This is a genomic window from Paenibacillus sp. FSL F4-0122 (assembly GCF_038002845.1).
Taxonomy (GTDB): Bacteria; Bacillota; Bacilli; order Paenibacillales; family Paenibacillaceae; genus Paenibacillus_AQ; species Paenibacillus_AQ odorifer.
Genome location: NZ_JBBODI010000001.1, coordinates 3978047 through 4003603 on the forward strand (window position 1 = coordinate 3978047; position 25557 = coordinate 4003603).

Here is a 25557-nt window from a genome sequence, read left to right on the forward strand (position 1 = left end):
GCATTGATCGGGAAAGTAGTGGACTGTATTGTCGTTATTCAGCGAGCTGGGGGCAGTGGAAGCCTGGCGGGACAACGTTCATGAACATGGCACCCGGGAGTACGGATGCGGCGAGTGAAAGTGGATTTCGTTCTTGTCTTGGCAGCAAACTTGCTCATACAAGGTATGAAATCAAGTAGGGTGGAACCGCGGGAGAATAAGTTAAGCTCTCGTCCCTATGTCTGTTAATCAGGCATGGGGGCGGGGGCTTTTTGTTGCTGTCAGGAGCTAAAAGTGCCGCCTCCATGGTAGAAAGTTTTAGGCAAGCTGTTGTAAAAAACTTGTAAAGCGAAGGAGACGGTATTATGAACTTCCAGCAGATGATTTTGACACTGCAGCAGTTCTGGGCTGAACAGAACTGTATCATCGTACAGCCTTATGACACAGAAAAAGGCGCCGGCACGATGAACCCTATGACTTTTTTACGCTCGCTAGGTCCTGAGCCTTGGAGAGTGGCTTACGTAGAGCCTTCACGTCGTCCCTCCGATGGTCGTTATGGAGAGAACCCGAACCGTCTGTATCAGCATCACCAGTTCCAAGTAATCATCAAACCCTCACCAGATAACATTCAAGAGATCTATTTGGATAGCTTGAAAGCACTCGGTATTGATCCGCTCTTGCATGACATCCGTTTTGTAGAGGATAACTGGGAGAATCCGTCGCTGGGCTGTGCAGGTCTGGGATGGGAAGTATGGCTGGACGGTATGGAGATCACTCAGTTTACTTACTTCCAGCAGGTAGGTGGCATCGAAGCGAATCCTGTTGCTGTAGAAATCACTTACGGTATGGAGCGCTTAGCCTCTTACATTCAGGATAAAGAAAATGTGTTCGATCTTGAATGGGTAAGCGGTATGACTTATGGTGATGTTTTTCATCAGCCGGAGTTTGAGCATTCTACCTACACTTTTGAAGTATCGGATGTAAAAATGTTATTCTCGCTGTTCAACATGTATGAAGAGGAAGCGCGTAGAGCGATGGAGAAACATCTTGTGTTTCCAGCCTACGATTATGTGTTGAAATGCTCACATAGCTTTAATCTACTCGATGCACGTGGAGCAATTAGTGTAACTGAACGGACTGGATTTATTACCCGAGTGCGTAATCTTGCCCGCTCCGTAGCGGCAACATATCTTGAGGAACGCGAGAAGCTTGGCTTCCCGCTGCTGAAGAAAGAAGGTGCTGACCGTGTCTAAAGATATCCTGTTTGAGATCGGTCTGGAGGAAATTCCTGCACGTTTTATCCGTGCTGCGATGGAACAGCTGCAAGATAGAATGTCCAAGTGGTTGGATTCTGCACGTATAAACCATGCTGGAGTTACTGCATATGCTACGCCACGTCGTCTCGCTGTATTTGTTAAGGACGCGGCTGAGAAGCAAGAGGATATTAGTGAAGAGGTCAAAGGACCTTCACGCAAAATCGCGCTGGATGCTAACGGCGACTGGAGTAAAGCTGCACTAGGATTTGCCCGCAGTCAGGGTGTATCTCCAGAGCAATTTACATTTAAAGAGCTAGCTGGCGTGGAATATATTTATGCCACAAAAAATAGTGCGGGTGTAGAGACTGCTTCTTTGCTCACAGAAGGACTTCTGGGTATTGTAAATGCGATGACTTTCCCGAAGAATATGCGCTGGGGAGCTTACGATTTTAAATTCGTTCGTCCGATTCGCTGGATGGTTGCTCTTTTTGGTAAAGAGATCATTGATTTGGAAATTACGGACGTAAAAGCGGGTAATGTGAGCCGTGGACATCGTTTTCTCGGTACAGAGACTGTAATTTCGGAGCCTGCACAATATGTGGAGAGCATGCGTGCGCAGCATGTACTTGTGGATGTGAAGGAACGGGAAACGCTCATCCTGGATCAAATCAACAAATTGGCTGAAGAGAAAAGCTGGACAATTGCGATTAAAGAAGATCTTTTGGAAGAAGTACTGTTCTTGGTAGAAACACCAACCGTGCTCTTTGGAACCTTTGATCCATCTTTCTTAGAGATTCCTCAGGATGTGCTGATTACCTCGATGCGTGAGCATCAGCGTTATTTCCCTGTTTTTGATGCAGCTGGCAAACTGCTGCCATTCTTCGTAACGGTACGTAACGGGAATGCAGAATCATTGGATGTTATCGCTAAGGGAAATGAAAAAGTGCTTCGTGCTCGTCTATCAGATGCCAAATTCTTCTATCAAGAAGATCAAAAGATGAAGATTGACGATGCGTTAGCCAAGCTTGAGAACATTGTTTACCATGAAGATTTGGGAAGCGTAGGGGATAAGGTGCGCCGTATTCGCCAAATCTCTGATCGTCTGGCTGTGAAGCTTGGACTGTCAGCTACTGCTGTGTCCGAAGTAAGTCGCACTGCGGATATTTGTAAATTTGATCTTGTAACTCAAATGGTTTATGAATTTCCTGAGCTGCAAGGAACAATGGGTGAAGATTATGCACGTAAAGCAGGCGAGCCTGAAACTGTGGCAAAAGCGATCTTCGAGCATTATCAGCCACGATTTGCAGGAGATGCTGTACCTTCAACAGAAGCCGGTTCAGTTGTCAGCATAGCGGACAAAATCGATACGATTGTTGGCTGCTTCTCCATCGGCATCATCCCGACAGGATCTCAGGATCCATATGCGCTGCGCCGTCAGGCTGCAGGAATTGTCCAAATTGTGCTTGAGCATAAATTGCCAATTACGCTGCGCGAAATTTTTGAAGCGGCGATTGAAATTCATGAAAATTCAGGAAATACGAAACATTCTGGAGATGAACTACGTATAAACCTGTACGAGTTCTTCGGTCTGCGTGTAAAACGTCTTTTATCTGACAATGTACGCTATGATGTTGTGGACGCTGTAACAGCGGCTGGTTTTGACGACGTGGTAGATGTTGTGGGCAGAAGTCGTGCTCTTATGGCTGCTGTGTCCGACCAAGCAGATTTCAAGATTACCGTAGATTCGCTTACTCGTGTCAGTAATTTGGCAAGTAAAGCAACCGGTGAAGTGATTGATTCTGCTTTACTTAAAGAAGATGCTGAATTGCAGCTTTTCAATACATGGCAGGAGCTTCACACACCTTACCTGAAAGCTATGGCGGCAAAAAATGCCGAAGAAGCACTTCGGATTCTTTCGGGTCTAAAAGACGCCGTTACAACATTTTTTGATTCCGTTATGGTTATGGCTGAGGACGAGCAAGTGCGTGCTAACCGTTTGGCTCTGCTTGCTGGTATTGATGCTGACTCCAAGTCGTTCGCTGATTTCGCGAAGCTTGTCTGGTAATTTTAATCAAGAAAATTTGAATCTTATGGTATAGAATGTTGGTTTGGGGTATAAATATACGGAACGGTGCCAATGCGTCATTTGACATCCGTTCCGTATTTATGCTTAGAAAGAAGGATTTCTTGCGGAGAGGGCGTATATATATTACACGGGAAATTGGTGATGATCATGGAGAAGTCCCAGTCTAGAACGATAGTGGTGGATGGGGATGCTTGTCCGGTCAAAAAAGAGATCGCTGAGGTAGGTCGCACCTTTGGTGTTCCGGTACTTATGGTATCTTCTTATGACCATGCACTGAAAGCTGAAGAGGGTGTAACGGTTGTGCAGGTGGATCGAGGAGATCAGAGTGCCGATCTATATATTGCCAATCATATTACTGCAGGAGATGTGGTATTGACTCAAGATTATGGTCTTGCGGCACTTGCACTAGGTAAACGATGCAGTGTGCTTTCATTTCGTGGTCAGGAATACGACAATTTCAAGATGGATTTTATGTTGGAGGGAAGACATGCCAGGGCCGTGGAACGAAGACGGGGACATTATTCCAAGGGTCCAAAACCCATAACGGCAGAAGAAAAAACTTATTTTCAACATAAACTGACAAAACTTTTAATACTTTTGCAGGAGAATGTGGAGCAATAGCGAATTATATTTATTTGTTAAGAGATGAAGGTGGTTGAAGTGGCTAGCGGACACGGCAATATTCCGGAAGAGGTTATCGAAAGCGTGCTTGCGCGTCATGATATAGTCGATACAGTCGTTAAGGTTGTTCATTTGTCCAAGCAGGGGAAATATTTATGGGGCCTCTGCCCGTTCCATTCGGAGAAAACCCCTTCCTTTACTGTTACCCCCGACCGGGGAGTATTTCATTGCTTTGGCTGCGGTATGGGTGGAAATGCCATCAAATTTAGGATGGAAATCGAAGGATTAACCTTCCCCGAAGCTGTCAGAATAATGGCTGAAGAAAGTGATATTCCCGTTCCAGAAGGTAAGGGAGGTATGATGTCTCCCCCTGATCCGGAACGCGACCGGTTGATTCAAGCTTATGAATGGTCGGCAAAGTTCTATCATTACTTGCTGAAGAATACGGAACACGGCAAAGCCGCTATGGACTATTTAAGAGGCCGGAACTTCAGTGATAAAATGATTGACCAGTTTCAGATCGGATATGCTCCGGACCGCTGGGATACTTTGCTGCAGTTTTTGGAGAAGCGAAATTTTGACCTTGCGGAAATGGAGAAAGGCGGACTTCTGTCAGCCCGCGGTGAGGGCAAAGGCTATTTGGATCGTTTCCGTGGCCGGATTATTTTTCCGATTGCCAACCGTACAGGCAAGGTAATCGCATTCGCCGGAAGAATACTTGGAGAGGGTCAACCTAAGTATTTAAATTCTCCGGAGAGTAGATTGTTTAACAAAAGCCGGATATTGTACAATTTGCACCAGTCCAAAGCATCCATTCGCAAAACTCGACAAATCGTCCTGTTTGAAGGATACGGAGATGTCATCTCATCCTGGGAAGCGGGTGTGCATAACGGCGTAGCAACGATGGGAACGTCCTTGACGGAGGGTCATGTGGCACTTATGAAGAGCCTGGCTGATGAAATTATACTGTCTTACGACGGTGACCGGGCGGGACAAGCAGCAGCCATGAAGGCCATTCCGATGCTTGAAGGCAGCGGCCTGCGTGTAAAGATCGCCTTACTGCCAAGCGGGGTGGACCCGGATGAATTTATCTCCAAGCATGGAGGAGAAAGATTTAAAGATCAGGTTATTGATTCAGCAGTTTCATCCATAAAATTTAAGCTTATATATCTGAAAAAAAACCATATACTCCTAGAGGAAGATGGCAAAATCGCCTATGTCAAGGAAGCCTTAGAAGTTATTGCTTCACTGCATTCCTCAACAGAGCGAGAGGTTTATCTGAAGGAAATCGCTGCTGAACTCGAACTTTCATATGATAGTTTGAAGCAGGATTGTAATTTACTTAGGGCATCGATGCAAAAAAACATCCCTGAAGGGGATAATAACGACAAAAGGTGGAATAATGGTAGGCATAAAAAAGGGCAGGTGCAGACACCGACCTTACTACCCGCTTATCATGTCGCGGAACGGCGTCTATTGTCCTTTATGATCCAGGACCCGGAAGCCGCCACGTATGTGGGCGAACGCCTCGGAGAAGATTTCAACATCGTTGATCATGCGGCAATTGCTGCTTATCTATATGCCTATTACGCGCAAGGCAAACCACCCGGCATTAGTCGGTTTCTATCATCACTTCAGGATGATCGTCTGGAGAAAACTGCGACATCAATATCCATGATGGATACCCCTCCGGACTGGAATATGCAGGTTCTAGATGATTGTATTCGTGAAGTGCGGAAATACCCACTGCAACGCAAAATGGAACAGAAGCGTGAAGAGATGATTCAGGCTGAAAAGTCAGGTGACTTTTTGCGTGCGGCACAAATAGCAAGTGAGATTATAGCCCTAGAGAGACAATGACATGTTGACAGGATGTACCTAGGGAGGAGGGAGTCGAATTATGGCGAACGATCAGCATACTGAATTGGAAGCAGAATTTACTTTGGATCAGGTGAAGGATCAGCTCATTGAGCAAGGTAAGAAAAGATCATCATTAAATTACAAAGATATTATGGAGAAATTATCGCCGTTTGATCAAGACCCCGAGCAAATGGAGGAGTTCTACGAGCAACTCAGTGATTTGGGAATTGAGGTTGTAAACGAGAACGATGAAGAGGTTAACAGCCTCCGACCAAGTGAGGATAATGAGGATAAAGACAGCGATGATTTCAGCTTTGATGACGATCTGTCACTGCCACCAGGGATCAAGATTAATGACCCTGTCCGTATGTATCTAAAAGAAATCGGACGCGTTCCTTTGTTGTCGGCTGACGATGAAGTTGAGCTTGCTATGCGGATTAAGAATGGCGATGAAGAAGCTAAACGCCGTCTTGCAGAAGCGAACCTGCGTCTCGTAGTAAGTATCGCGAAACGTTATGTCGGACGCGGTATGCTGTTCCTGGATCTGATTCAGGAAGGTAATATGGGTCTGATCAAAGCAGTAGAGAAATTTGACCATAATAAGGGATTCAAATTTAGTACGTATGCTACTTGGTGGATTCGCCAGGCCATCACTCGTGCGATTGCGGATCAGGCGCGTACCATTCGTATTCCTGTACACATGGTGGAAACGATCAACAAGCTGATTCGGGTTTCTCGCCAATTGCTGCAAGAACTGGGACGTGAACCTTCCCCAGAGGAAATTGCGGCTGAGATGGAACTGACGGTTGAGAAAGTTAGAGAGATCATGAAGATTGCCCAAGAACCTGTATCCTTGGAAACACCAATTGGTGAAGAAGATGACTCTCATCTGGGAGATTTCATTGAGGATCAGGAAGCATTGGCTCCTGCGGATGCAGCGGCTTATGAACTCCTGAAGGAACAACTGGAGGATGTGCTGGACACGCTCACGGAGCGTGAAGAGAATGTACTTCGCCTGCGTTTTGGCCTTGATGATGGACGGACAAGAACGCTTGAAGAAGTCGGCAAGGTGTTTGGTGTTACCCGGGAACGGATTCGCCAGATCGAAGCCAAAGCATTGCGCAAACTTCGTCACCCTAGCCGCAGTAAACGGCTTAAGGATTTCCTTGAATAGTATTTCATGAACTGGACCTTCTGCTGCTCAGTGGCAGGAGGTTCTTTTATTTGAATTTACGCTGGTAAAAAATGTGTTGACCTTGTGTATCTGGAAAGAAGGATGAACCAGTGAATTTGGAAAAACGCGACATCATTATAAAAGAGATTCAGTATTGGAGAAAAAGCCGGTTGCTGCCAGAGCAGTATTGCGATTTCTTAACCAATCTGTATGACGATGAGGATGCGAATAAGGATAACAATCCAATTTCGCTGAGAAATTTACAGCAGGGAAGCATCAAAATTTGGCTGTTTTCTTTTGGAATTATTTCCTTGATTTTCTTGATTAGTCTTTATTTTAGCGTTTTTCCTTGGCCTTTGCAACTTGCAACCGCACTATCTGTATTAATTATTTGTTATGGATACTCCGCCGTTTATAAGGACCGGAACAATGTTATCAGTCTTATCCTAGCGGGGCTGGGCAGTGTTTTAACGCTTGGTTTTGGGCTATGGCTGATTGATTTGCATGATCTGGATCCTCAGCTCTGGAGGCCTATTCTAATTGGGTGCTGCGGCTTGTTATGGTGTATTTTGGGATTTTTACTCCGGATAGGTTTGTTGCAGTACTGTGGTTTTGCTTTTTGGGCATTACTGTATGCAGGGTTCTTCGGTGGAAGAAGCCCGGAGGCCTCTATATTTGAACTGGAGTTCCTATGGCTGCCATTGTGTGTGCTGATGGTATGGTTAAGCTGGCTTTTGCATCATAAGGTAAGAGGTGTTGCCAGTGTTTATTTTGCAGTGGGAGTATCGTTTTGGATCATGCCAGAGCTTGACGCTCTTTTATTAAGACAGGATTATCCGCAGTGGATTTCATTGATGCTGATCCTAAAGATTGCAGCAGGGTTAGCTTTGTTGTTTGGGTTTCGAAAAAAATGGATAACGTGGGTGGCAACATGAACAATGTGAAATTATCAGATCGGCTTCAGCAATTGCTGGAGCAAATTCCGCAAGGAAGCAGATTAGCAGATATCGGTTCCGATCATGCCTTGCTTCCTGTGGCCGCTGTCGAAAGCGGTAAGGCTGTGTTTGCAATTGCAGGTGAAGTAAACCCGGGTCCCTTTGATGCTGCTTGTAAGGGCGTTGCAGAGGCTGGACTAGGGAAGGTGATCTCGGTGCGCCGAGGAGACGGCCTTGAGGTTCTGGAACCTGGTGAAGTCAATTGTATCACGATTGCTGGTATGGGAGGCGCATTAATTGCCGCGATTCTTGACCGGGGTCAAAGCCAAGGTAAGCTAAAAGATGTTACAACCCTTTTGCTTCAGCCGAATGTAGGCGAGGATATTTTGCGCCGCTGGTTATTAAATAATAAATGGGTACTCGTAGCTGAGAGAATTTTGGAAGAAGACGGGAAGCTATATGAAGTATTGACGGCTGTACCAGAAAATACGGACGCTGGAATTACAAATGAAAGTGTATATCGTGAATTAACCTTGGGGGATTCCGCTAAGGTCCTTGGGCAAGAGGCCTTGCTGCAAATGGGACCATGGTTGCTTCAAGCACCAAATGCTGTGTTTTTTGCTAAGTGGCAGGGTGAGATTCAGAAATTGGAAGGCATTTTAACATCGTTGTCACGTTCAGAACTAGAATCTGCTGAGAATAAACGGAAACAGATTCAAGGTCAGATCAGGGAAATTACGGAGGTGCTACAATGTTTGCCAAGGGACAAACAGTAATTCAGTATATGGAGCAACTGGCTCCTAAGCATTTAGCTGAGGATTGGGACAAAATCGGCCTTCAACTGGGCACGCTGCAAAAAGAAATAACTAATGTATTAGTTGCTTTAGATGTGAATGATGAGGTAGTTGAAGAAGCGATTCGTCTAGGCTGCAATTTGATTATTGCGCATCATGCGATTATTTTCCGTCCATTGCAAGGAATCCAGACAGACACACCGGCGGGCAAAATGTATGAAAAATTAATCAAGAATGACATTGCGGTGTACATCAGCCACACGAATCTGGATGTTACCGAGGGTGGAATGAATGATTGGATGGCTGAAGCTCTTGGCATAGAAAACGGAGTACCCATCAAAGACATTCATTCAGAGCAATTATCAAAGCTGGTAGTATTTGTGCCGAAGGATCATCATCAGAAGGTTCTGGATGCTATCCTGAATGCTGGAGCAGGGGCAATTGGCAACTATAGTCATTGCAGCTTCAATATCGAGGGATACGGTACTTTTATTCCAGGAGAAGGCACGGATCCTTATATCGGGGAAAAAGGTAAGATGGAACGTGCCGAGGAAATTCGTATTGAGACGATCGTCCCGCACTCCATCCGCAATAAAGTGGTGCAGGCTATGCTTAAGGCCCATCCTTATGAAGAGGTTGCCTATGATTTATATTCAATGGATCTTAAGGGCCGCAGCTTAGGACTTGGGAGGGTAGGAAAGCTCAAAGAGCCTACAACCCTTGGACAATTCGTGGAGACGGTAAAAAAAGGTCTGAAGGTAGACCATGTACGGGTTGTTGGTGATTTGGACCGTCCGATTCGTAAAGCAGCTGTTCTCGGTGGCTCGGGTGGAAAGTATTATAACAGTGCTATTTTCCGCGGTGCGGATGTCCTGGTTACTGGGGATCTGGATTATCATACAGTTCAGGATGCTGCGCTCGCCGGAATCACTCTGATTGATCCGGGACATAATGCGGAGAAGATCATGAAAGAGAAAGTAGCGGAGTGGATGGCTGGAAAATTGGCCGAGCATAAGTATGATACAGCTGTACATGCTTCGCAGGTGAATACGGAGCCATTTAAGTTCCTATAAAATTGCCATTTAATAATGCTTGTGCCAGACATGTGATGTCTGTATAATATATAATGTTGTTCGGAAAGTTTGACAGACAATCGCCGGTGACGTGAAGACGTCACGGGAGGAAAGTCCGGGCTCCATAAGGCAGGATGCTGGATAACGTCCAGTCGGCGCGAGCTGAAGGATAGTGCCACAGAAATGGACCGCCGATGGCCGCCTTAGGGCGGCACAGGCAAGGATGGAACCGAGGTGTAAGAGACCCCGAGGAACGCTGGTGACTTCGTTCCTGGTAAACCCCATCTGGAGCAAGACCTAATGAGACGCAGCTGAATAAGCAGCCTTAGCCTGAGGCGCGTCTAGGTTGGTCGCTGGAGCTGTGCAGTAATGTATGGCCTAGATAGATGATTGTCGCTTATGGTGGGAGGGTAGTTCCCGATCGAACCACGACGAGCACAGAACCCGGCTTACGGCAAACTTTCCTAACTGCAACGTTATAATAACAACACCATACAAACGGCGACGTATCCCGGTAACCCGGCTACGCCGCCTTTTTTGTTGCAAACAAATGTGGATAAGGCAAATATATAAAGCAGTGAATGCGTGAAAATGCAGGGGTTTAGTAACGTGATATGCAGAAATTGGATTTTTTAACAGAATTGCTAGCGGCTGATGGGCTGATGACTGGTGGTTGATGAGCTGATGGCTGATGGCTGGTGGTTGATGAGCTGATGGGCTGATGACTGGTGGTTGATGAGCTGATGGCTGATGGCTGATGGTTGATGGGCTGATGAGCTGATGAGCTGATATGCTAACGGACCGAGATGCAGCTATTTGTGTATTTTATGCCTTTTTGGAGGAGTTTCGGACTGGAGAGCCGTTATTCGGCATAAACAGGGTGGATATCAGGCGTTTTGAATCCAATAGTGACTATGGAGTCCGATAGCAAACCAAATGAGCGGAATTGATGCAAATAAGAGCGCTGGGGTCCGATACGAACCTCCCGAACTCCCGAACTCAGAACTCCAGAACTCCAGAACTCCATAGTTACTTTGAAGCCAGAATTAGATTAGTAGCTAGCAAACTGTAACAATGCGGAGCTTGGCTAATCTTCTGCGGGAAGATTGGAGTTAGTAGCAAAATATCAATTGTAACCTCTGGCTGTAACTTCGCTGGTGAAATCGGAGTTAGTTAAGTGGTAGATGTGTTGAGTAACTAGAGGATAATTGGTGATGCGGAAAGCGAAATGTGGGGAATTGGATATATGATGTGCAAAGGGTAGAAACGCGAATGTGAAAATGCGAAATGAGATGTGCAGAAACGCGAATGTGAAAATGCAAAACGAGCTGTGCAGAAACGCCGAATGTGAAAATACGAAATGAGCTGTACAGAGACGCTGAAATGTGGAAATCAGAAATGAGCTGTGTAGACACACAAATGTGGAATTGCGAAATGAGATTTGCAAAAACGCTAAAAGTAGAAATGCGAAAATTTGATTTGCAGAAATGCGTAAAGGTAACATTCTGCAAATGCGCAAAAGTGAAAACGCAGAAATCTGCTCACAAAAAATGGCTTCTCCGGCCAATAAAGGATGGAGAAGCCGTTTTAATTAGCTATCGTGGCTATTGATTATGAGCAGTTATTCACGACCGAACGATGTTTTGATTTTGCTGCCATTGAACCAATGCTTTCTCTAGACGTTGAACAGCAACAGGAACTAGTTCGGGTGGCGTATGCGTGAAGTTAAGGCGCATTTTGCTTTTGTGAGGCTCCGCTGAATAGAATACCTCTCCTGGAACAAACGCTACTCCGTTTTCCACTGCCAGCGGGAGTAATTCCTTAGTGTTAATCTCTTCGGAAAGTGTAAGCCATAGGAACATGCCGCCTCTTGGTTCAAGGAAATATGCTCCTTCCCAGTTATGTGATCTGAGCTCCGCGGACAGGAGCTTCATACGCGAATGATACTCTCTTGAGATGAGGCGGATATGCTGCTCAATATCAAAATGTAACAGCAGTTCATCTAAAGCACGCTGGTCGATGGTGCTGGAATGCAGATCGGCTGCTTGCTTCGCCTTGGCGATGGTCTTGATTAGTTCGGAATCGCCGATAATCCAACCCGTGCGCAGGGCAGGGGCGACGATTTTGGAGAAGGTCCCTGTGTAGACTACACAATAATCCCCGCCGAAGCTTCTATCGATGGAGGCTAGTGAGGGGGGATATAGAGTTTTATCTTCATCAAAGGTTATTTCTCCATAGGGATTGTCCTCTAGAATAAGAACACTGTAACGGCGGCAGATTTCAACCACCTGCTCGCGGCGCTCTTTACTCCAGGTTGCTCCAGACGGATTGTTGAAGGTCGGAACTGCGTAGAGCAGTTTTGGCCGATGTACCCGAATCTGCTCCTCCAATTGATCTGGCAGAATGCCATGTTCGTCGTTTGGTATCGTATGAATAGCAGCCCGGTAAGAACCGAGTACCTGTAGTGCTGCCAGATAGGTGGGCGCTTCCACAAAAACTGCATCGCCGGGATCCAGCAATATTTTGCATAACAGATCTATAGCTTGCTGTGAGCCTGTAGTCAGCACCATCTCAGAGGATGTAACCGGGATGCCTTGCCGGGTAAGTCTTTCAGCGATTTTGTCACGTAGTGGAGTAAAACCCTCGGTTAGCCCATATTGAAGCGCTGAGGTATCGCTGGAGAGCACACGATTATAGGCATCGCGTACGGTCTCCAAGGGAAACAAATCCTCCCCAGGCAGCCCGCCTGCAAGTGAAATGATGTCATTGCCCTGTGTAACTTTTAGAATCTCCCGAACTGCTGATGACCCTAGATGATTGGCTGCCGTTGAGTATTTGATATCCATAAATTAGTTCTCCACCTTTCGATTTGATGCTATCATAATAGGAGCGCTGTATAACAGTAAAGCGTTGAATATAACAGTGGAGGTGAAGGGTTCATGCATATCGATTTGAATCGCAGCGGCAGCAAAACTCTGCCCCATCAAATCAGTGAAACCCTCAGTCAGCGGATCTCATCAGGACTGCTTCAGCAAGGTGTCCGGCTGCCCTCCGTTAGAAGTCTAGCTATAACATTGAACGTGAGTCAGGTTACAGTAAGCAAGGCTTACGATATGCTTGAGAGACGAGGACTTATTTACTGCAGACAGGGCAAAGGCTGCTTTGTAGCCGATCCAACCCATAATAGACGTCACGAAGAGGGTTGCTGGCAGGATTTATATGATGATTATTTGCCGCGGGCTCAGCTTTGGCGGAATTTTGATGTTTCGGAAGTGAAATATCCCTTTCATTTAGCCGCCATCCACAGTGAGCTGCTGCCGCTTCACGATATCGGTGACACCTACACCTCCTTGGTCAAAGAGCAACCGGAGCTTATGGCAACCTACGGGAATTTTCAGGGAGATCTTGAGCTGCGGAATGTCATGAGAGAACATTTGAAATCGCGTGGGGTTTCACTCACTTCTTCCGATTTGATGATAACCAGCGGGACCCAGCAAGGCATTGATCTGGTGGCTCGTACATTTGTTGGTCCTGGAGATACAGTCTATCTTGAGGCGCCTAGCTATACTGGTGCTATTGATGTATTTGCGGGACGAGGTGCAGAGATGATTTTTGTACCTACGGATAGTGAAGGGATGCGGGTGGATGTTCTTACAAAAATGTGTGATCAAAGACCCCCAAAGCTAATTTATACCATCCCTACTTTTCAAAATCCAAGCGGCGTAACTATGAGCATCACAAGAAGGCAACGACTGCTGGAATTAGCGCGCAGCTACCGTTGCCTCATTGTTGAGGATGACCCATTTAGTGATTTATATTTCCATGCACCTCCACCTAGGGCGATTAAATCAATGGATCCCGATGGACATGTAGTCTATATGAAAAGCTTTAGCAAAGTACTTGCTCCTGGTTGCCGAATCGCCTGTGTAGCAGCAGAAGGAAATATTCTGTCCCGGCTGATCGCCGCTAAATCTGCGAGTGACCTAGGAAGTCCCTTGCTGACACAGAAGGCTGTATTACCCTTCATCGCTGAAAAATACGACGCCTACGCAGCACAGCTGCGAATTACACTGCGTGGTCGTATGGAAAAGGCGGCGAAGCTTCTGAAGCTGTACGCGCCGCCTGGAGTGAACTATATGCTACCAGAGGGAGGACTTAATCTCTGGCTGGAGCTGCCCCCTTCTCCTGATATCGCAAGCCTGCATGACTTGGCGGAACAGGAGAGCATTTCTTTTTTACCCGGTGATGTCTGTTACTCTGCGGAAACGCCTTCCCGCCACATCCGTCTTTGCTATTCTCAAATGAAGGAACCGGAGATGGAGGAAGGGTTGCAGCGGTTTCTTCACTTACTTGGCCGGTTTTTGCAATGACACGGTTAAGGGGTGTTATTTGTTCTTTGTTTTAATTGATTCATTTGCTGGCGTACATGTTGAGGGAAAAGCTGCAATGGGACTTGATTGCCGCTTGCCGCTTGTAGCGTTTTATAAATATCGACCTGACCCCAGCCAAAATATTTATCATGGCCGGAAGTTCCCAGATCCACAGCGTTTTTGGTCATAAGGTCCATAACTTCCTTATTCGTCAGATTAGGATTTAGTGAACGTACCAGACCCGCCAGCGCAGCGACATGGGGACTGGCCATTGACGTGCCGGATAAAGCGGCATATTGACTGTCCGGATAGGTGCTTGCGATGCTTTCTCCGGGTGCAGCGACATCAATATAATCGCCGTAGTTGGAGAAGGAGGCTTTTTCCCCTGAAGCATTTGTAGCAGCCACTGCAATCACTTCGGGATAAGCTGCAGGGTATCCAGGCCGCTCTGTATTATCATTGCCTGCTGCAGACACAAGCACGATGTCCCGGTCATAGGCGTATTTAATCGCATCATGAAGGAACTGAGAGTCGGCATAATTCCCTAAACTTAAGTTAATAACCTTTGCACCATTGTCAGCTGCCCATATGATACCTTCTGCTACGGAATAAGTCGTTCCGGCACCTGAGTTATCTAGCGCTTTTACAGGGAGGATCTTATTGTACCAGCTGATGCCAGCTACACCTTCCCCGTTGTTAACAAGTGCGCCAATGATTCCAGATACATGTGTACCGTGACCTACATCATCCTCGGGTGTGGAACCATTGGTAATGGCATTATAACCAGTTAAAAGCTTACCTTGTAAATCAGGATGATTAATCTGTACTCCCGTATCCACCACGGCCACAACCACTTCTTTGCTGCCTTTGGAAAGATTCCACCCTAGCTCGGTTTCAATCGCCGGGAGGTTCCATTGGTAAGTGGAGAATAACATGTCGTTAGGAGTGACAGTTCCTTCAGCGTTTTTAGTGATGGTATCATTGGTTAAATACATATAGTGAGGTTCCGTATATTCGGGATGCCATTTGTTGGTGAAATAGGATTTGAGCTGATAGTAGGTCATCTTCTCAGAGCGAAAGATATAGGCATATCCCAGCTTGCGTGGCTGCTTGCAGTGGATATCGGCGACTATCGTCTGGAGCTGTCCTTGAGTCGGAGCATTTCCCTGAAAACGGACTACAATTTCATTCTCATAAAAATGGCTGGCATTTTCGTTATCATGGCCTGTCTTGACCGTAATGTCCTTTAAGTTATCGGTATGGACTGATTCCACATGGTATTTGCCTTCCTTAGGATACGGAATGAGACGCAGGTTCTTCAGCTGATGGTCTGCCACACGCCCAAGCACCTTTTGGTTGATAAGTGCAATAATCCCTACATTTTTTTCTTTGTTCCGCTGAGCGATAAAGTAATATTTTTCTTTACCGATTGTAAACGTTGGAGATTCATAGGATTGATGACCGTGGATTGCTGATTTTGCCGTATTGAGATATTTTTGAAGCTGCTTGTTCTCCTGTTCGGTTCCTTTTGGAAAAGATGACTTAAAGGTCTCAGTCTTTTGTGTGCGAAAATCGATCCACATCAGCATGGAGATAAACCCGTGGTCTTGCTGCAATCGTTTCGCATACACTGATTTATCATGAATCGAAGACATCCCGTCTGTTTCAGACAGGAGTTTAGTTAAATGTCTACTGACATCGACTCTATTCAGATGATCTGTCGCCTCCACATCCTGGCTTAAGGAGGTTTTCTTTAATGTTTTTTCCTGAGAGGGATTTGGAGGTGAATGCAAAGCTGAAGTTGGAGCCGGATTCTGAACAGCGACTTTAGCGGCATCTCTGGTCGTCCCATTAGTGGCAGGCCGCAGGGCAAAGGTAAGTAACCCAACTGTAAAAGCTGCTGTAACCAAACCTGCAACTGTTAGATTTTTTCGTGACATGATTTCCGCTCCTCTATGCAATGTAATGTCTATAGGTTTAGAAGAGAGCGTATCTTTTATGCATCTTAGAAAAGGATACCTTCCTAACGTTTTTTATGATAATATCAGAGAGAATAAGTATCTCGAATTGTCTTCTTGATTTTGTAAGAGATACCTCATTAGATGTTGTTCTTAATAATTGTTCAGAAGGTTAGACTTCTCTGTGTTCACATCCTGATATTGCAAGAATAAAGAGATACGTCCTTAGGGCGGTTTCTTTCAGAGGATTAACTTTATTGACTACAAGAGCAGGGAATAATAAGGAGGAGCAACCGCTATGTCAGCAGCCAATGTGCAGAAATTATGTGAATCGACGAGAGATAAACTTAAAGTGGTAATCGACAAAATGGAAGTATTTCTAAATGAGCATGCATTGCCTCAGCTTGTAGTTGAGGGAGATGAGGAAACTGTACAATTTTACCAAGGTTTTCTGTCCGATCTTCGTCATCTATTAGTGTTCTCGGAAATGTCATATGAGAAATTAGGCGTTGCGCTGCGTCGTGCGACATTCGATGAATCTTTTGCACAGAAAGCGCTTTATAATGTATATCACTATGGCGTGAACAACTTCTTTTATCCGAAAAATGAAAGCTATTCTGAAGATGGCCGTTACGCTTATACTGGTCAGGATGCAATCCGTTTCCGCAAAAAGCCAGTACGTCCCGCACGTGATATCATCCTAGAAATCACCAAAACGTATGAAGATCTTCGCGATGATCTCATTTATTATGAGAACGACTATTTGACCGAGAAACGTATGCAAAATCAGGTTTAACTTCTAAATAGTGATCTAAAGGGATCAGCACTTTGTCATTTTGTAATGACGATGAGCTGGTCCTTTTTTGCGTGGATTGAAAGCCTGTCTCGATACATCAACTGGAAACCACTCTGTCGAATAGCGGGTAAATGGAGCGGACATAATGAAGCCGAGGTGATAATTATGTCGAGTGAAAAACCATTAGTAAAATGTAGCGTGAGCAATTGTCATTATTGGGGCGAGCATAATTTATGCCGGGCTGAAGAAATTGTCATTGAGATCGATAAGCACGTAGGCAATGGTTATAAGGAAGAATATGCTGAAGAAATGACGAATGAAGGTCACCGCGATCATGCCAGTACATCATCTGCAACATGTTGTCTGACGTTTAAGCCGAACGCTTAGGAGGCCGCCAGAATGGACACAGAAAAGGATAATGAATCAAGCTCATCACGGGAACAATCCGGTCCGAGAAAAGTCATTCTTCGTCCGCGGAGAGTGGACTATCCTCGTCGGGACAGAGAGCATCGCGAAGAATACGCTGCTGAGGTAAATCCGGTTCCAATGCAGGTACGGGATGCCCCGCGTATAGTGGAAGAGCGCAAGGACAGTGAAGCGGAATATAGTGGAAGCCCGGTAATGGGGTATGTTGGACTGGGGATGGGAATCGCCTCATTGTTCATCTGGTCCTTTATTCTCGGACCCATCGCTGCCGTAGTTGGTTATTATTCCTATGTCAAAGAGCAAAAAACGCTTGGGGCATGGGCAATGGGCTTAGGGATTGTTGCGACACTAAGCTACTTCGTGATGATTCCCTTTGCACGCTAAAAAGAACTGAATTGCTTTGATCTAAACAGGCTTTTAGACCTAAATATCAGGGTCTGAAGTCTGTTTTTTCATTCCAACATATAGCAATAATCTCAGATAAAATGTAAGATTAAGCCGTAATTCATCGAAATTTCAACGCGAAACCTTATATATGATTCGAGTAGGACAAAAAAAGGAGTGCGCCAGCATGCAGATCAATCCCGCTGTAACCGACGGGTTAGGGCAGCTTAAATGGATCAACCTTAAGGCTACAACCGAAAAAACTAGCTCCGCGAATGGAAATGAACGGTCAACGGGGGTTTCAGCTTCTGGATTTGCGACAATGCTTCAGGCAATGTCAACGAGTAGTGAAAGTTCAAGCTATTTGACCTCTCTCCCGGATGCAACTTCAGTCAGCAGCTTGTTATGGCAGCAGATAGGTGGGACAACAGAAACCTTCAATAACATAATTTCCGGGGAAATAACGGGTTCCACACCTACAAGCTATGATGATCTCATCCAGAAGGCGAGTGCTAAATATGGCGTGCCGATTGATCTGATCAAAGCAGTGATTGATACTGAATCTTCGTTTAATCCTAATGTGGTCTCTTCGGCAGGGGCTAAAGGTTTAATGCAGCTTATGGATGGCACCGCGAGCGGCTTAGGGGTTACTGATTCGTTCGATCCGGCGCAAAACATTGATGGCGGCGTACGTTATTTATCTTATCAACTGAAACGCTTTGGCGGAGAGGAAAAGATGGCACTTGCAGCGTACAACGCAGGGCCGGGACGGGTAACAGATCTTGGAGTAACCAATGATCAGGAATTATTGGAGAAACTTAGCCTGCTTCCAAAAGAGACACAGTCTTATATCTTCAAAATAGAACGCGCTCGCGCTCAATACGCGGTATAATAAAAAGGATCAAACGGGAAACACCGTTTGATCCTTTTTCGATAATAAGTTCACTCAACGAAGTAAAGGAGACATTTGACATATGCTTTACTGGGATTATGCCGCCGCTACACCGCCCTATGAAGAAGTGGTGCAGACGATGGAACAAATTATGAAGCTGCATTATGCGAACCCTTCCTCTTTGCACCGTGCGGGCAGTGAAGCGGGTAAGCTGATCAGACGGTCGCGTGAAGTATGCGCTGCTGCTTTATCTGTACAACCGCAGGAGATTCTATTTACTTCTGGTGCAACGGAAAGCAATAATTTGGCGATAAAAGGCGCTGCTCTGCAATATCAGTCTAGAGGCCGCCATTTGGTAACTACAGAAATAGAGCATCCCTCTGTATATGAGAGTTTCCTGCAATTGCAGCGAATGGGCTGGGAGGTTACTTTTGTAGCACCCGATAGCACTGGCGTTGTTGATCCTGAGCGCGTAGCTGCTGCTGTCCGGCGCGACACAGTGCTTGTTAGTGTGATGCATGTCAATAACGAGATTGGAACGATACAACCGCTTAAAGAGATGGGTAAGCTGATTAAAGCTGTGAATCCGCGAACCTTATTTCATGTAGATGGTGTTCAGGGATATGGTAAGCTTGCAGTTGATCTAAAGGATTGGCAGGTGGATCTTTATAGCCTGTCTCCTCATAAGCTTCGAGGCCCACGTGGAGTGGGATTACTGTATATCAAAGATGGAATTAAGCTATTCCCATTGCTTACAGGGGGCTCTCATGAAGAAGGACAACGCGCTGGAACTGAAAATGTACCTGCGATTGTCGCATCCTCCAAAGCTATCCGCATGAGTGGTGAGCAGCGCGAAACCTTCGTTGCCCAGTTGGTTCCACTCCGAGATCGATTATTACGCTTCTTGCGCACCGTTCCTGAATTTGTTATAAACAGCAGAGAGGATGGAGCTCCCCATATTGTGCATTTCTCTTACCCTGGCATGAAGGGAGAGGTATTCGCCCGCAAGCTGGAGGAACTGGGGATGGTAGTCTCCACCCGCTCGGCTTGCTCCTCACGACTGGCTGAGCCTAGTCGTGTGTTATTGTCTATGGGTAAAGATGTCTCCAGTGCTTTAGGTGGGATTCGTATTAGCCTTGGCGACAGTCATACAGATGAGGATGTCTCTGCGCTTGAGCAAGCATTAACCACTGCGGTACAAGCTTTAAAGATTGCTGAAGGAGGAATGAAGTAACAAATGAGCATGATGAACAAGGAATCTGCAGAAGGCAGAGCCCATAGTATAGAATACGCTGATATGCTGCTCCTGCGTTTTGGGGAGTTTACTTTAAAGGGCAAAAATCGTACCCGATTTGAAAAAACCGTACTGCGTCATGTGAAGGAATTGATTAAGCCTTATCCAAACGTAGTTCTGAGCAAGGAATTCGGAAGAATTTACGTGGAACTGAACGGGGAATCTGCGATTGAATTGGTACAAGCACTGAAGAATGTCTTTGGCATTGCTTCTGTCAGTCCAGTGAAGGTTTCTAAGTCAGAGCTTGAGGATATTGTAGCGGTAAGCCGTCAATTTTTGGAGATAATCGCGCCTGCTCCGGGCACCAGATTTAAGGTTAATGCTCGGCGGGTATGGAAAGAGTTCCCTTACGGCTCCATTGAGATGAATAAACTGATCGCGACACCACTATTGCAAGGATATCCTGGCCTCACCGTAGACGTTAAATCGCCTGAATTAGAGCTGAGGGTCGAAATTCGTCAGGGACATACTTATATTTTCTGTGAAAATATTGCCGGTGTAGGTGGATTTCCATTAGGCACTAACGGAAAAGCGATGTTATTGCTGTCCGGTGGCATTGATAGTCCCGTAGCAGGCTGGTCATCCATGCGGCGCGGACTTGAAGTGGAGTGCGTGCATTTCTACAGTTATCCTTATACAAGCGAGCTTGCTAGACAAAAGGTTGTGGATCTTGCGCGAGTATTGTCACGTTATGCGGGTGTAATCAAGCTGCATCTGGTACCCTTTACAGAAGTGCAGACTTCCTTTACCGGCATCGGCCAGGATAATCTGATTATTACACTGATGCGGCGGGCAATGCTGAGAATTACTACCCAGCTTGCGGAGCGCGAAGGTGCATTGGCGATTGTAACCGGGGATAGTCTGGGACAAGTCGCTAGCCAGACCTTGCCAAGCATGAACGTGATTGGCCGGGCGACAACCCTCCCCCTTCTGCGTCCGCTGGTAATGATGGACAAAAGTGATATCGTGGACCTGTCGAAGAACATCGGTACCTATGATTTGTCTATCCTTCCTTATGAGGATTGTTGTACTTTATTTGTTCCAAAATCACCTACAACAAATCCGAATTTACGGATTGTGGATAAGATAGAGGCTACGCTTCCGGGATATTCTGAACTTCTGGAAGCAGCGATTGAAGCCACAGAGACTGTGTTAATCACTCCCTATGGAGATGAGAAGCCTAGTGATGTTGTAAGTGTTGAGGCTGGATTACAGGAAGAATGGTTCTAAAATAATAAACCAAAAAACTGCCTTGGAGCGTAGTGAAATCTACGTTCTGAGGCAGTTTTTTGTGGTTTAGACGATTGTGCCCTCCTGAGGCTCTTCTGGTTTTGATTGGCGTTTCCAATGTCCCGCTGCCAAGATACCTATAATGATCACGATTATAAACAGATATTTGAGCAGCGGATGATGATCAAAAAATGGCGCAAGCTGATGTTCATCCGTCATCATACTTGAAGCAGTAAAACCTAAGACAGCAGAACCAATATAAATGATCCATGGATATTTGTTGATTAATTTAATAAAAAGGGTACTTCCCCACACAACGATGGGGACACTGATCAGCAGTCCTATGATAACCAGTGAGATATTATGCTTGGCAGCTCCGGCAATGGCGATCACATTATCAAGGCCCATGGCAGCATCAGCTAAAATGATTGTACCTACAGCGGACCACAAGCTTTGACCTGCCTTGATATCTGTTGAAGTGTTCTCACTGGTTAACAGCTTATAGGCAATCAGAATGAGTAAAATCCCTCCGGCAAGCAGTAACCAGGGGATTTTCAACAGCCATACGACCAGAATCGTTGCGAAGATCCGCAACACTACAGCGCCTGCTGTTCCAAATACGATAGCCTTTTTTTGCGTGTCGGACGGTAAATTACGCGCTGCAAGTCCGATCACAATGGCATTATCTCCCGCCAGAATAAGATCTAGAAAAATAATGTTGAGCAGCGATAATATAAACTCCCAGATGGATGTATTCAAAGCGAAGTCACTCCCAAGTTTTGTTAGATTGAGCTGCAAAATATGCTTAGTTTTGTATACGCAAAAAAAGGAGCCAACATGCGTTCACGCTCAAAAAAAGTTGGACAGGAAGCATAGCTTGTCATTTCCGAACATACAAGTAGTTACATGTGACTCGGGGAGGTAAGTGCGAATGGATTCATTATTGCTCCTTGGTGAAATATTGATGATCAATCTGGTGCTGAGCGGAGATAATGCAATGGTTATCGCAATGGCCAGCAAGGATCTTTCGGCGAAGCACCGAAAGACTGCGGTATGGTGGGGCTCAGCAGGCGCAGTTGTTCTGCGGTGTTTGCTTACTTTTGTTGCGGTATTGCTATTAAAAATCCCTTATATTCAGGCTGGAGGGGGGATGCTGCTGCTATGGATAGCGTTCAAGCTGCTTTTGGAGGAAGAGGAGGATCTCAGAGTAAGGGAATCATCCTCAGTCTGGAAAGCAATCCGAACGATTCTTGTAGCAGACTTCATTATGAGTCTGGATAATGTACTAGCCATTGCAGGAGTAGCTAAAGGAGATTTGGCTTTAATTGTCATCGGGATTGCCCTTAGCATTCCGATAGTAGTGTGGGGAAGCGGCATCATTGTAGGCTGGCTGCACCGGTTTCCAGTGCTCGTATTTATCGGTGCTTATATACTGGCGTTTACAGCAGGGGATATGTTGCTTCAGGATGCAAAATTAGGGACAATGCTCTCCTTTTTATTCCCCTCCTTACATTCCTTTTTGCCCATTGCCTTAGGCATATTAGTTGTGGTTACGGGAGCAATTAAACGCAGAAAAACATCTGCAGGTTAATAAATTGCAATAAAAGGCAATACTAAACGGACATCTCCATAAATTGGAATTGTCCGTTTTTTTTGCGTGATCAGAAGTGCTTATAGACACTGATTAATCACAGGGAGTGATGGCATTTTGTGTATGTTTCGGATAATATATGAGTAAGAATCCTGTCGCTTTCAGGCTATAAGGTGACGAGGAAATGAGGTAGACGTGAAATTGAAGGGATGGGTGAAGGATGTCTTCAAAGAAAGATATACAGCTAGGAATTTTTATTGTTGCTGCTGGCATCGTGATTTTATTAGGTAAGCTGGGCGTCTTCGGATTTTTGGGCCGCGCGCTTTGGCCTCTAGTGATTTTAATTCCAGGAATAGTGCTGCACATGTTATTTTTCAGCCGTCGTGCTTCGGCCTCAGTATTGGTTCCTGCTGGGATATTAACGGTGTACGGTTTGTTGTTTGGCCTTTGCAATATTTGGGGATGGGGGCTTATGAGTAACTTATGGCCTGTGCTGCTGCTTGGTCTTGCCGTGGGCTTGTATGAATATTCTATCTATGAACCAAGACGGATGGGTGGACTATCAGCAATTGCTGTAACATTAGGCTTACTAAGCCTTGCACTTTGTATTTTCAGCCTTATGGGTACCGGTGCGATCTACCTGATCGGGATTGTATTAATAGCTGCAGGAATTTGGCTGATTACCGGTCGAGGCAGAGCACGTGGCCGGAATAGATGGTACCGAAGTTAATTGCTGTAGGATCTTGTGAAAAAAAACGGAAATTGGTAACTGTTTTTTCATAAAAAGACTTGCTTTTCATGGTGCTTTCACTATAATATTAATGTTATGTTGAAGCGTCGGCTTTCTGCCTGGCGCTTCTTTTGTGAGACTGCCGTGACATGCTATGAATTTTAACAGTTTTAATTTGATAAATGAGAGGATTTGGATACAAATCATGCATTCAAGAAAAGATATTCGCAACATTGCGATCATTGCCCACGTTGACCATGGCAAAACAACACTCGTCGATCAGCTCCTTCAACAATCGGGGATCTTCAGCGCCCATGAGCACTTGCAAGAACGTGCTATGGACTCTAATGATATCGAGCGGGAACGTGGAATTACAATCCTAGCTAAAAATACAGCAATTACTTATAAAGAGTTTTTGATCAACATTGTGGATACACCTGGACATGCTGACTTCGGTGGCGAAGTAGAACGGATCATGAAAATGGTTGACGGTGTATTGCTGGTTGTTGATGCTTATGAAGGCTGCATGCCGCAAACGAAATTCGTTCTGCGTAAAGCATTGGAACAAAAACTTACACCGATCGTTGTCGTGAACAAGATTGACCGTCCAGCTGCTCGTCCTAAGGAAGTTATTGATGAAGTGCTCGATTTGTTCATCGAACTTGAAGCAAATGACGAACAATTGGAATTCCCGGTTGTTTATGCATCTGCTCTTAATGGTACATCAAGCATGGATCCTGAGAAACAAGATGAAACGATGCTTTCGCTCTACGAAACCATCGTTGAACATATTCCAGCTCCAACCGAAAGTGTTGAAGAACCGCTTCAATTCCTCGTAACGTTGATGGATTATAACGAATACTTGGGTCGTATTGCGATTGGACGTGTTAACCGCGGTGTGATCAAACAAGGTCAATCTGTAACAGTTATTATGCGTGATGGTAAGAGCAAAACTGCACGTATCGAGAAATTGTTCGGCTTCCAAGGTTTGAAACGTATTGAAACAGAGCAAGCGGGCGCAGGGGATATTGTTGCTATTGCAGGGATCAAGGACATCAACATTGGTGAGACCATTGCTGATCCTGCAAACCCTGAAGCACTTCCGGTTCTGAAGATTGACGAGCCAACCATGCAAATGACATTCCTAGTGAATAACAGTCCTTTTGCTGGTAAAGAAGGTAAATGGGTAACTTCCCGTAAACTACGTGAGCGTCTCTTTAAAGAACTTGAAACAGATGTGAGCTTGCGAGTGGAAGAAACTGATAGTCCTGACGCATTTATCGTTTCTGGACGCGGTGAGCTTCACCTTGGTATTCTGATCGAGAATATGCGTCGTGAAGGTTACGAAATGCAAGTTTCTAAACCACAAGTAATCATTAAAGAAATCGACGGTGTCAAAATGGAGCCGCTTGAGCGTCTAATGATTGATATTCCAGAAGAAAGCATGGGCTCTGTTATGGAGAGTCTGGGTACTCGTAAAGCCGAAATGGTCAATATGATTAACAACGGTACGGGTCAAGTACGTCTGGAGTTCCTGATTCCTGCACGTGGTTTGATTGGTTACAACACTTACTTCTTGACTTTGACACGCGGTTACGGCGTTATGAACCATGCTTTTGACAGCTATGCTCCACTGGTTGCTGGTCAAGTTGGCGGACGTCATCAAGGTGTGCTTGTAGCAAGTGAGACTGGATCAACAACTCAATACGGAATCGTGGGTGTTGAGGATCGTGGTATTCTCTTCTTGGATGCAGGTACAGAAATTTATGAAGGTATGATCGTAGGTGAGCATACCCGTGATAACGATATTATCGTTAACATCTGTAAGGAAAAAGCACTTACCAACATGCGTACCTCAGGCAAAGATGATACTGTAAAAATGAAGACACCACGCACCTTCTCTTTGGAAGGCGCACTTGAATATTTGAACGATGATGAATATTGTGAAATTACACCTAAATCCATTCGTTTGCGTAAAAAGATTCTGAACAAAGGCGAACGCGAACGTGTAGAGAAACAACGTAAAACAGCACAAGCCAACGCGTAAACACATGCTTTTGAATAAGACCGCCGGATTATTGCATCCGGCGGCTTTTTTTAATATAAGA

At 45.5% G+C, this 25557-nt stretch carries 21 protein-coding genes and 1 other RNA gene; 19 read left to right on the forward strand and 3 right to left on the reverse strand.

Features of this window, described 5'->3' with window-relative positions; genetic code table 11:
• Window positions 1-344 precede the first annotated feature (344 nt).
• The 9 genes from glyQ to rnpB all read left to right on the forward strand — a co-directional run bounded on the left by glyQ (window position 345) and on the right by rnpB (window position 10245).
• The gene (gene glyQ / locus MHH49_RS17135; RefSeq protein WP_036683820.1) at window positions 345-1232 is read left to right on the forward strand and encodes a glycine--tRNA ligase subunit alpha; all 888 of its coding nucleotides are present in this window, start codon (window positions 345-347) and stop codon (window positions 1230-1232) included.
• Window positions 1225-3300, forward strand: coding sequence for a glycine--tRNA ligase subunit beta (gene glyS, locus MHH49_RS17140; RefSeq protein WP_076103764.1), 2076 nt, complete (start codon window positions 1225-1227; stop codon window positions 3298-3300). The genes glyQ and glyS overlap by 8 nt, the downstream gene beginning before the upstream one ends.
• Before the next feature lie 162 nt (window positions 3301-3462).
• Window positions 3463-3942 (forward strand): YaiI/YqxD family protein, encoded by a 480-nt coding sequence (locus MHH49_RS17145; protein WP_076103766.1) that lies wholly within the window; start codon window positions 3463-3465, stop codon window positions 3940-3942.
• Between the two features lie 39 nt (window positions 3943-3981).
• Complete coding sequence (gene dnaG / locus MHH49_RS17150; RefSeq protein ID WP_076103819.1) at window positions 3982-5802, forward strand: DNA primase; 1821 nt, start codon at window positions 3982-3984, stop codon at window positions 5800-5802.
• Window positions 5803-5842: 40 nt separating this feature from the next.
• Window positions 5843-6976 carry an RNA polymerase sigma factor RpoD gene (rpoD, locus tag MHH49_RS17155; RefSeq protein WP_036683799.1) on the forward strand — a complete coding sequence of 378 codons (1134 nt, stop codon included), beginning with the start codon at window positions 5843-5845 and terminating at the stop codon, window positions 6974-6976.
• 110 nt (window positions 6977-7086) lie between these two features.
• Window positions 7087-7911 (forward strand): hypothetical protein, encoded by an 825-nt coding sequence (locus MHH49_RS17160; protein ID WP_076098535.1) that lies wholly within the window; start codon window positions 7087-7089, stop codon window positions 7909-7911.
• Complete coding sequence (locus MHH49_RS17165) at window positions 7908-8687, forward strand: tRNA (adenine(22)-N(1))-methyltransferase (RefSeq protein WP_440971527.1); 780 nt, start codon at window positions 7908-7910, stop codon at window positions 8685-8687. Before MHH49_RS17160 ends, MHH49_RS17165 begins: the two co-directional genes overlap by 4 nt.
• Window positions 8663-9778 (forward strand): Nif3-like dinuclear metal center hexameric protein, encoded by a 1116-nt coding sequence (locus MHH49_RS17170; RefSeq protein ID WP_076098536.1) that lies wholly within the window; start codon window positions 8663-8665, stop codon window positions 9776-9778. Before MHH49_RS17165 ends, MHH49_RS17170 begins: the two co-directional genes overlap by 25 nt.
• A gap of 64 nt (window positions 9779-9842) precedes the next feature.
• Window positions 9843-10245: RNase P RNA component class A (gene rnpB, locus MHH49_RS17175), an RNA gene on the forward strand.
• A 1158-nt stretch (window positions 10246-11403) separates the two neighbouring features.
• Here the strand turns inward: rnpB and MHH49_RS17180 are convergent.
• On the reverse strand, window positions 11404-12624 hold the full coding sequence (locus MHH49_RS17180) for an aminotransferase-like domain-containing protein (protein WP_341138295.1): 1221 nt from the start codon (window positions 12622-12624) through the stop codon (window positions 11404-11406).
• 93 nt (window positions 12625-12717) lie between these two features.
• Between MHH49_RS17180 and pdxR the strand changes: the two genes are divergently transcribed.
• The gene (gene pdxR, locus MHH49_RS17185) at window positions 12718-14148 is read left to right on the forward strand and encodes a MocR-like pyridoxine biosynthesis transcription factor PdxR (protein ID WP_076275674.1); all 1431 of its coding nucleotides are present in this window, start codon (window positions 12718-12720) and stop codon (window positions 14146-14148) included.
• A gap of 5 nt (window positions 14149-14153) precedes the next feature.
• Here pdxR and MHH49_RS17190 read toward each other — a convergent pair whose 3' ends face one another.
• Window positions 14154-16088, reverse strand: coding sequence for a S8 family peptidase (locus tag MHH49_RS17190; protein ID WP_036683784.1), 1935 nt, complete (start codon window positions 16086-16088; stop codon window positions 14154-14156).
• A 316-nt stretch (window positions 16089-16404) separates the two neighbouring features.
• On the opposite strand from MHH49_RS17190, the gene MHH49_RS17195 reads away from it, so the two are divergent.
• The 6 genes from MHH49_RS17195 (at window position 16405) to thiI (ending at window position 21128) form a co-directional block, all read left to right on the forward strand.
• Window positions 16405-16902, forward strand: a complete 498-nt coding sequence (locus MHH49_RS17195; RefSeq protein ID WP_036683764.1) for a YpuI family protein — start codon at window positions 16405-16407, stop codon at window positions 16900-16902.
• Between the two features lie 165 nt (window positions 16903-17067).
• Window positions 17068-17289: a DUF1540 domain-containing protein gene (locus MHH49_RS17200; protein WP_036683762.1), complete on the forward strand. Its 222-nt coding sequence runs from the start codon at window positions 17068-17070 to the stop codon at window positions 17287-17289.
• Between the two features lie 12 nt (window positions 17290-17301).
• The gene (locus tag MHH49_RS17205) at window positions 17302-17712 is read left to right on the forward strand and encodes a hypothetical protein (RefSeq protein WP_341138296.1); all 411 of its coding nucleotides are present in this window, start codon (window positions 17302-17304) and stop codon (window positions 17710-17712) included.
• A gap of 187 nt (window positions 17713-17899) precedes the next feature.
• Window positions 17900-18604 carry a lytic transglycosylase domain-containing protein gene (locus tag MHH49_RS17210; RefSeq protein WP_038572880.1) on the forward strand — a complete coding sequence of 235 codons (705 nt, stop codon included), beginning with the start codon at window positions 17900-17902 and terminating at the stop codon, window positions 18602-18604.
• Window positions 18605-18686: 82 nt separating this feature from the next.
• Window positions 18687-19838 (forward strand): cysteine desulfurase family protein, encoded by a 1152-nt coding sequence (locus tag MHH49_RS17215; protein WP_341138297.1) that lies wholly within the window; start codon window positions 18687-18689, stop codon window positions 19836-19838.
• A gap of 3 nt (window positions 19839-19841) precedes the next feature.
• A complete protein-coding gene (thiI, locus tag MHH49_RS17220) occupies window positions 19842-21128 on the forward strand; it encodes a tRNA uracil 4-sulfurtransferase ThiI (RefSeq protein ID WP_081382359.1) in 1287 nt (428 codons plus the stop codon).
• Window positions 21129-21194: 66 nt separating this feature from the next.
• Here thiI and MHH49_RS17225 read toward each other — a convergent pair whose 3' ends face one another.
• Window positions 21195-21887 carry a TerC family protein gene (locus MHH49_RS17225; protein ID WP_076098540.1) on the reverse strand — a complete coding sequence of 231 codons (693 nt, stop codon included), beginning with the start codon at window positions 21885-21887 and terminating at the stop codon, window positions 21195-21197.
• A gap of 172 nt (window positions 21888-22059) precedes the next feature.
• Between MHH49_RS17225 and MHH49_RS17230 the strand changes: the two genes are divergently transcribed.
• The 3 genes from MHH49_RS17230 to typA all read left to right on the forward strand — a co-directional run bounded on the left by MHH49_RS17230 (window position 22060) and on the right by typA (window position 25496).
• On the forward strand, window positions 22060-22719 hold the full coding sequence (locus MHH49_RS17230) for a TerC family protein (protein WP_036683728.1): 660 nt from the start codon (window positions 22060-22062) through the stop codon (window positions 22717-22719).
• A 220-nt stretch (window positions 22720-22939) separates the two neighbouring features.
• Entirely contained in the window at window positions 22940-23449 is a 510-nt protein-coding gene (locus MHH49_RS17235; protein WP_076098541.1) for a hypothetical protein, read from the forward strand.
• Between the two features lie 205 nt (window positions 23450-23654).
• Window positions 23655-25496 (forward strand): translational GTPase TypA, encoded by a 1842-nt coding sequence (typA, locus tag MHH49_RS17240; RefSeq protein ID WP_036683723.1) that lies wholly within the window; start codon window positions 23655-23657, stop codon window positions 25494-25496.
• Window positions 25497-25557 lie beyond the last annotated feature (61 nt).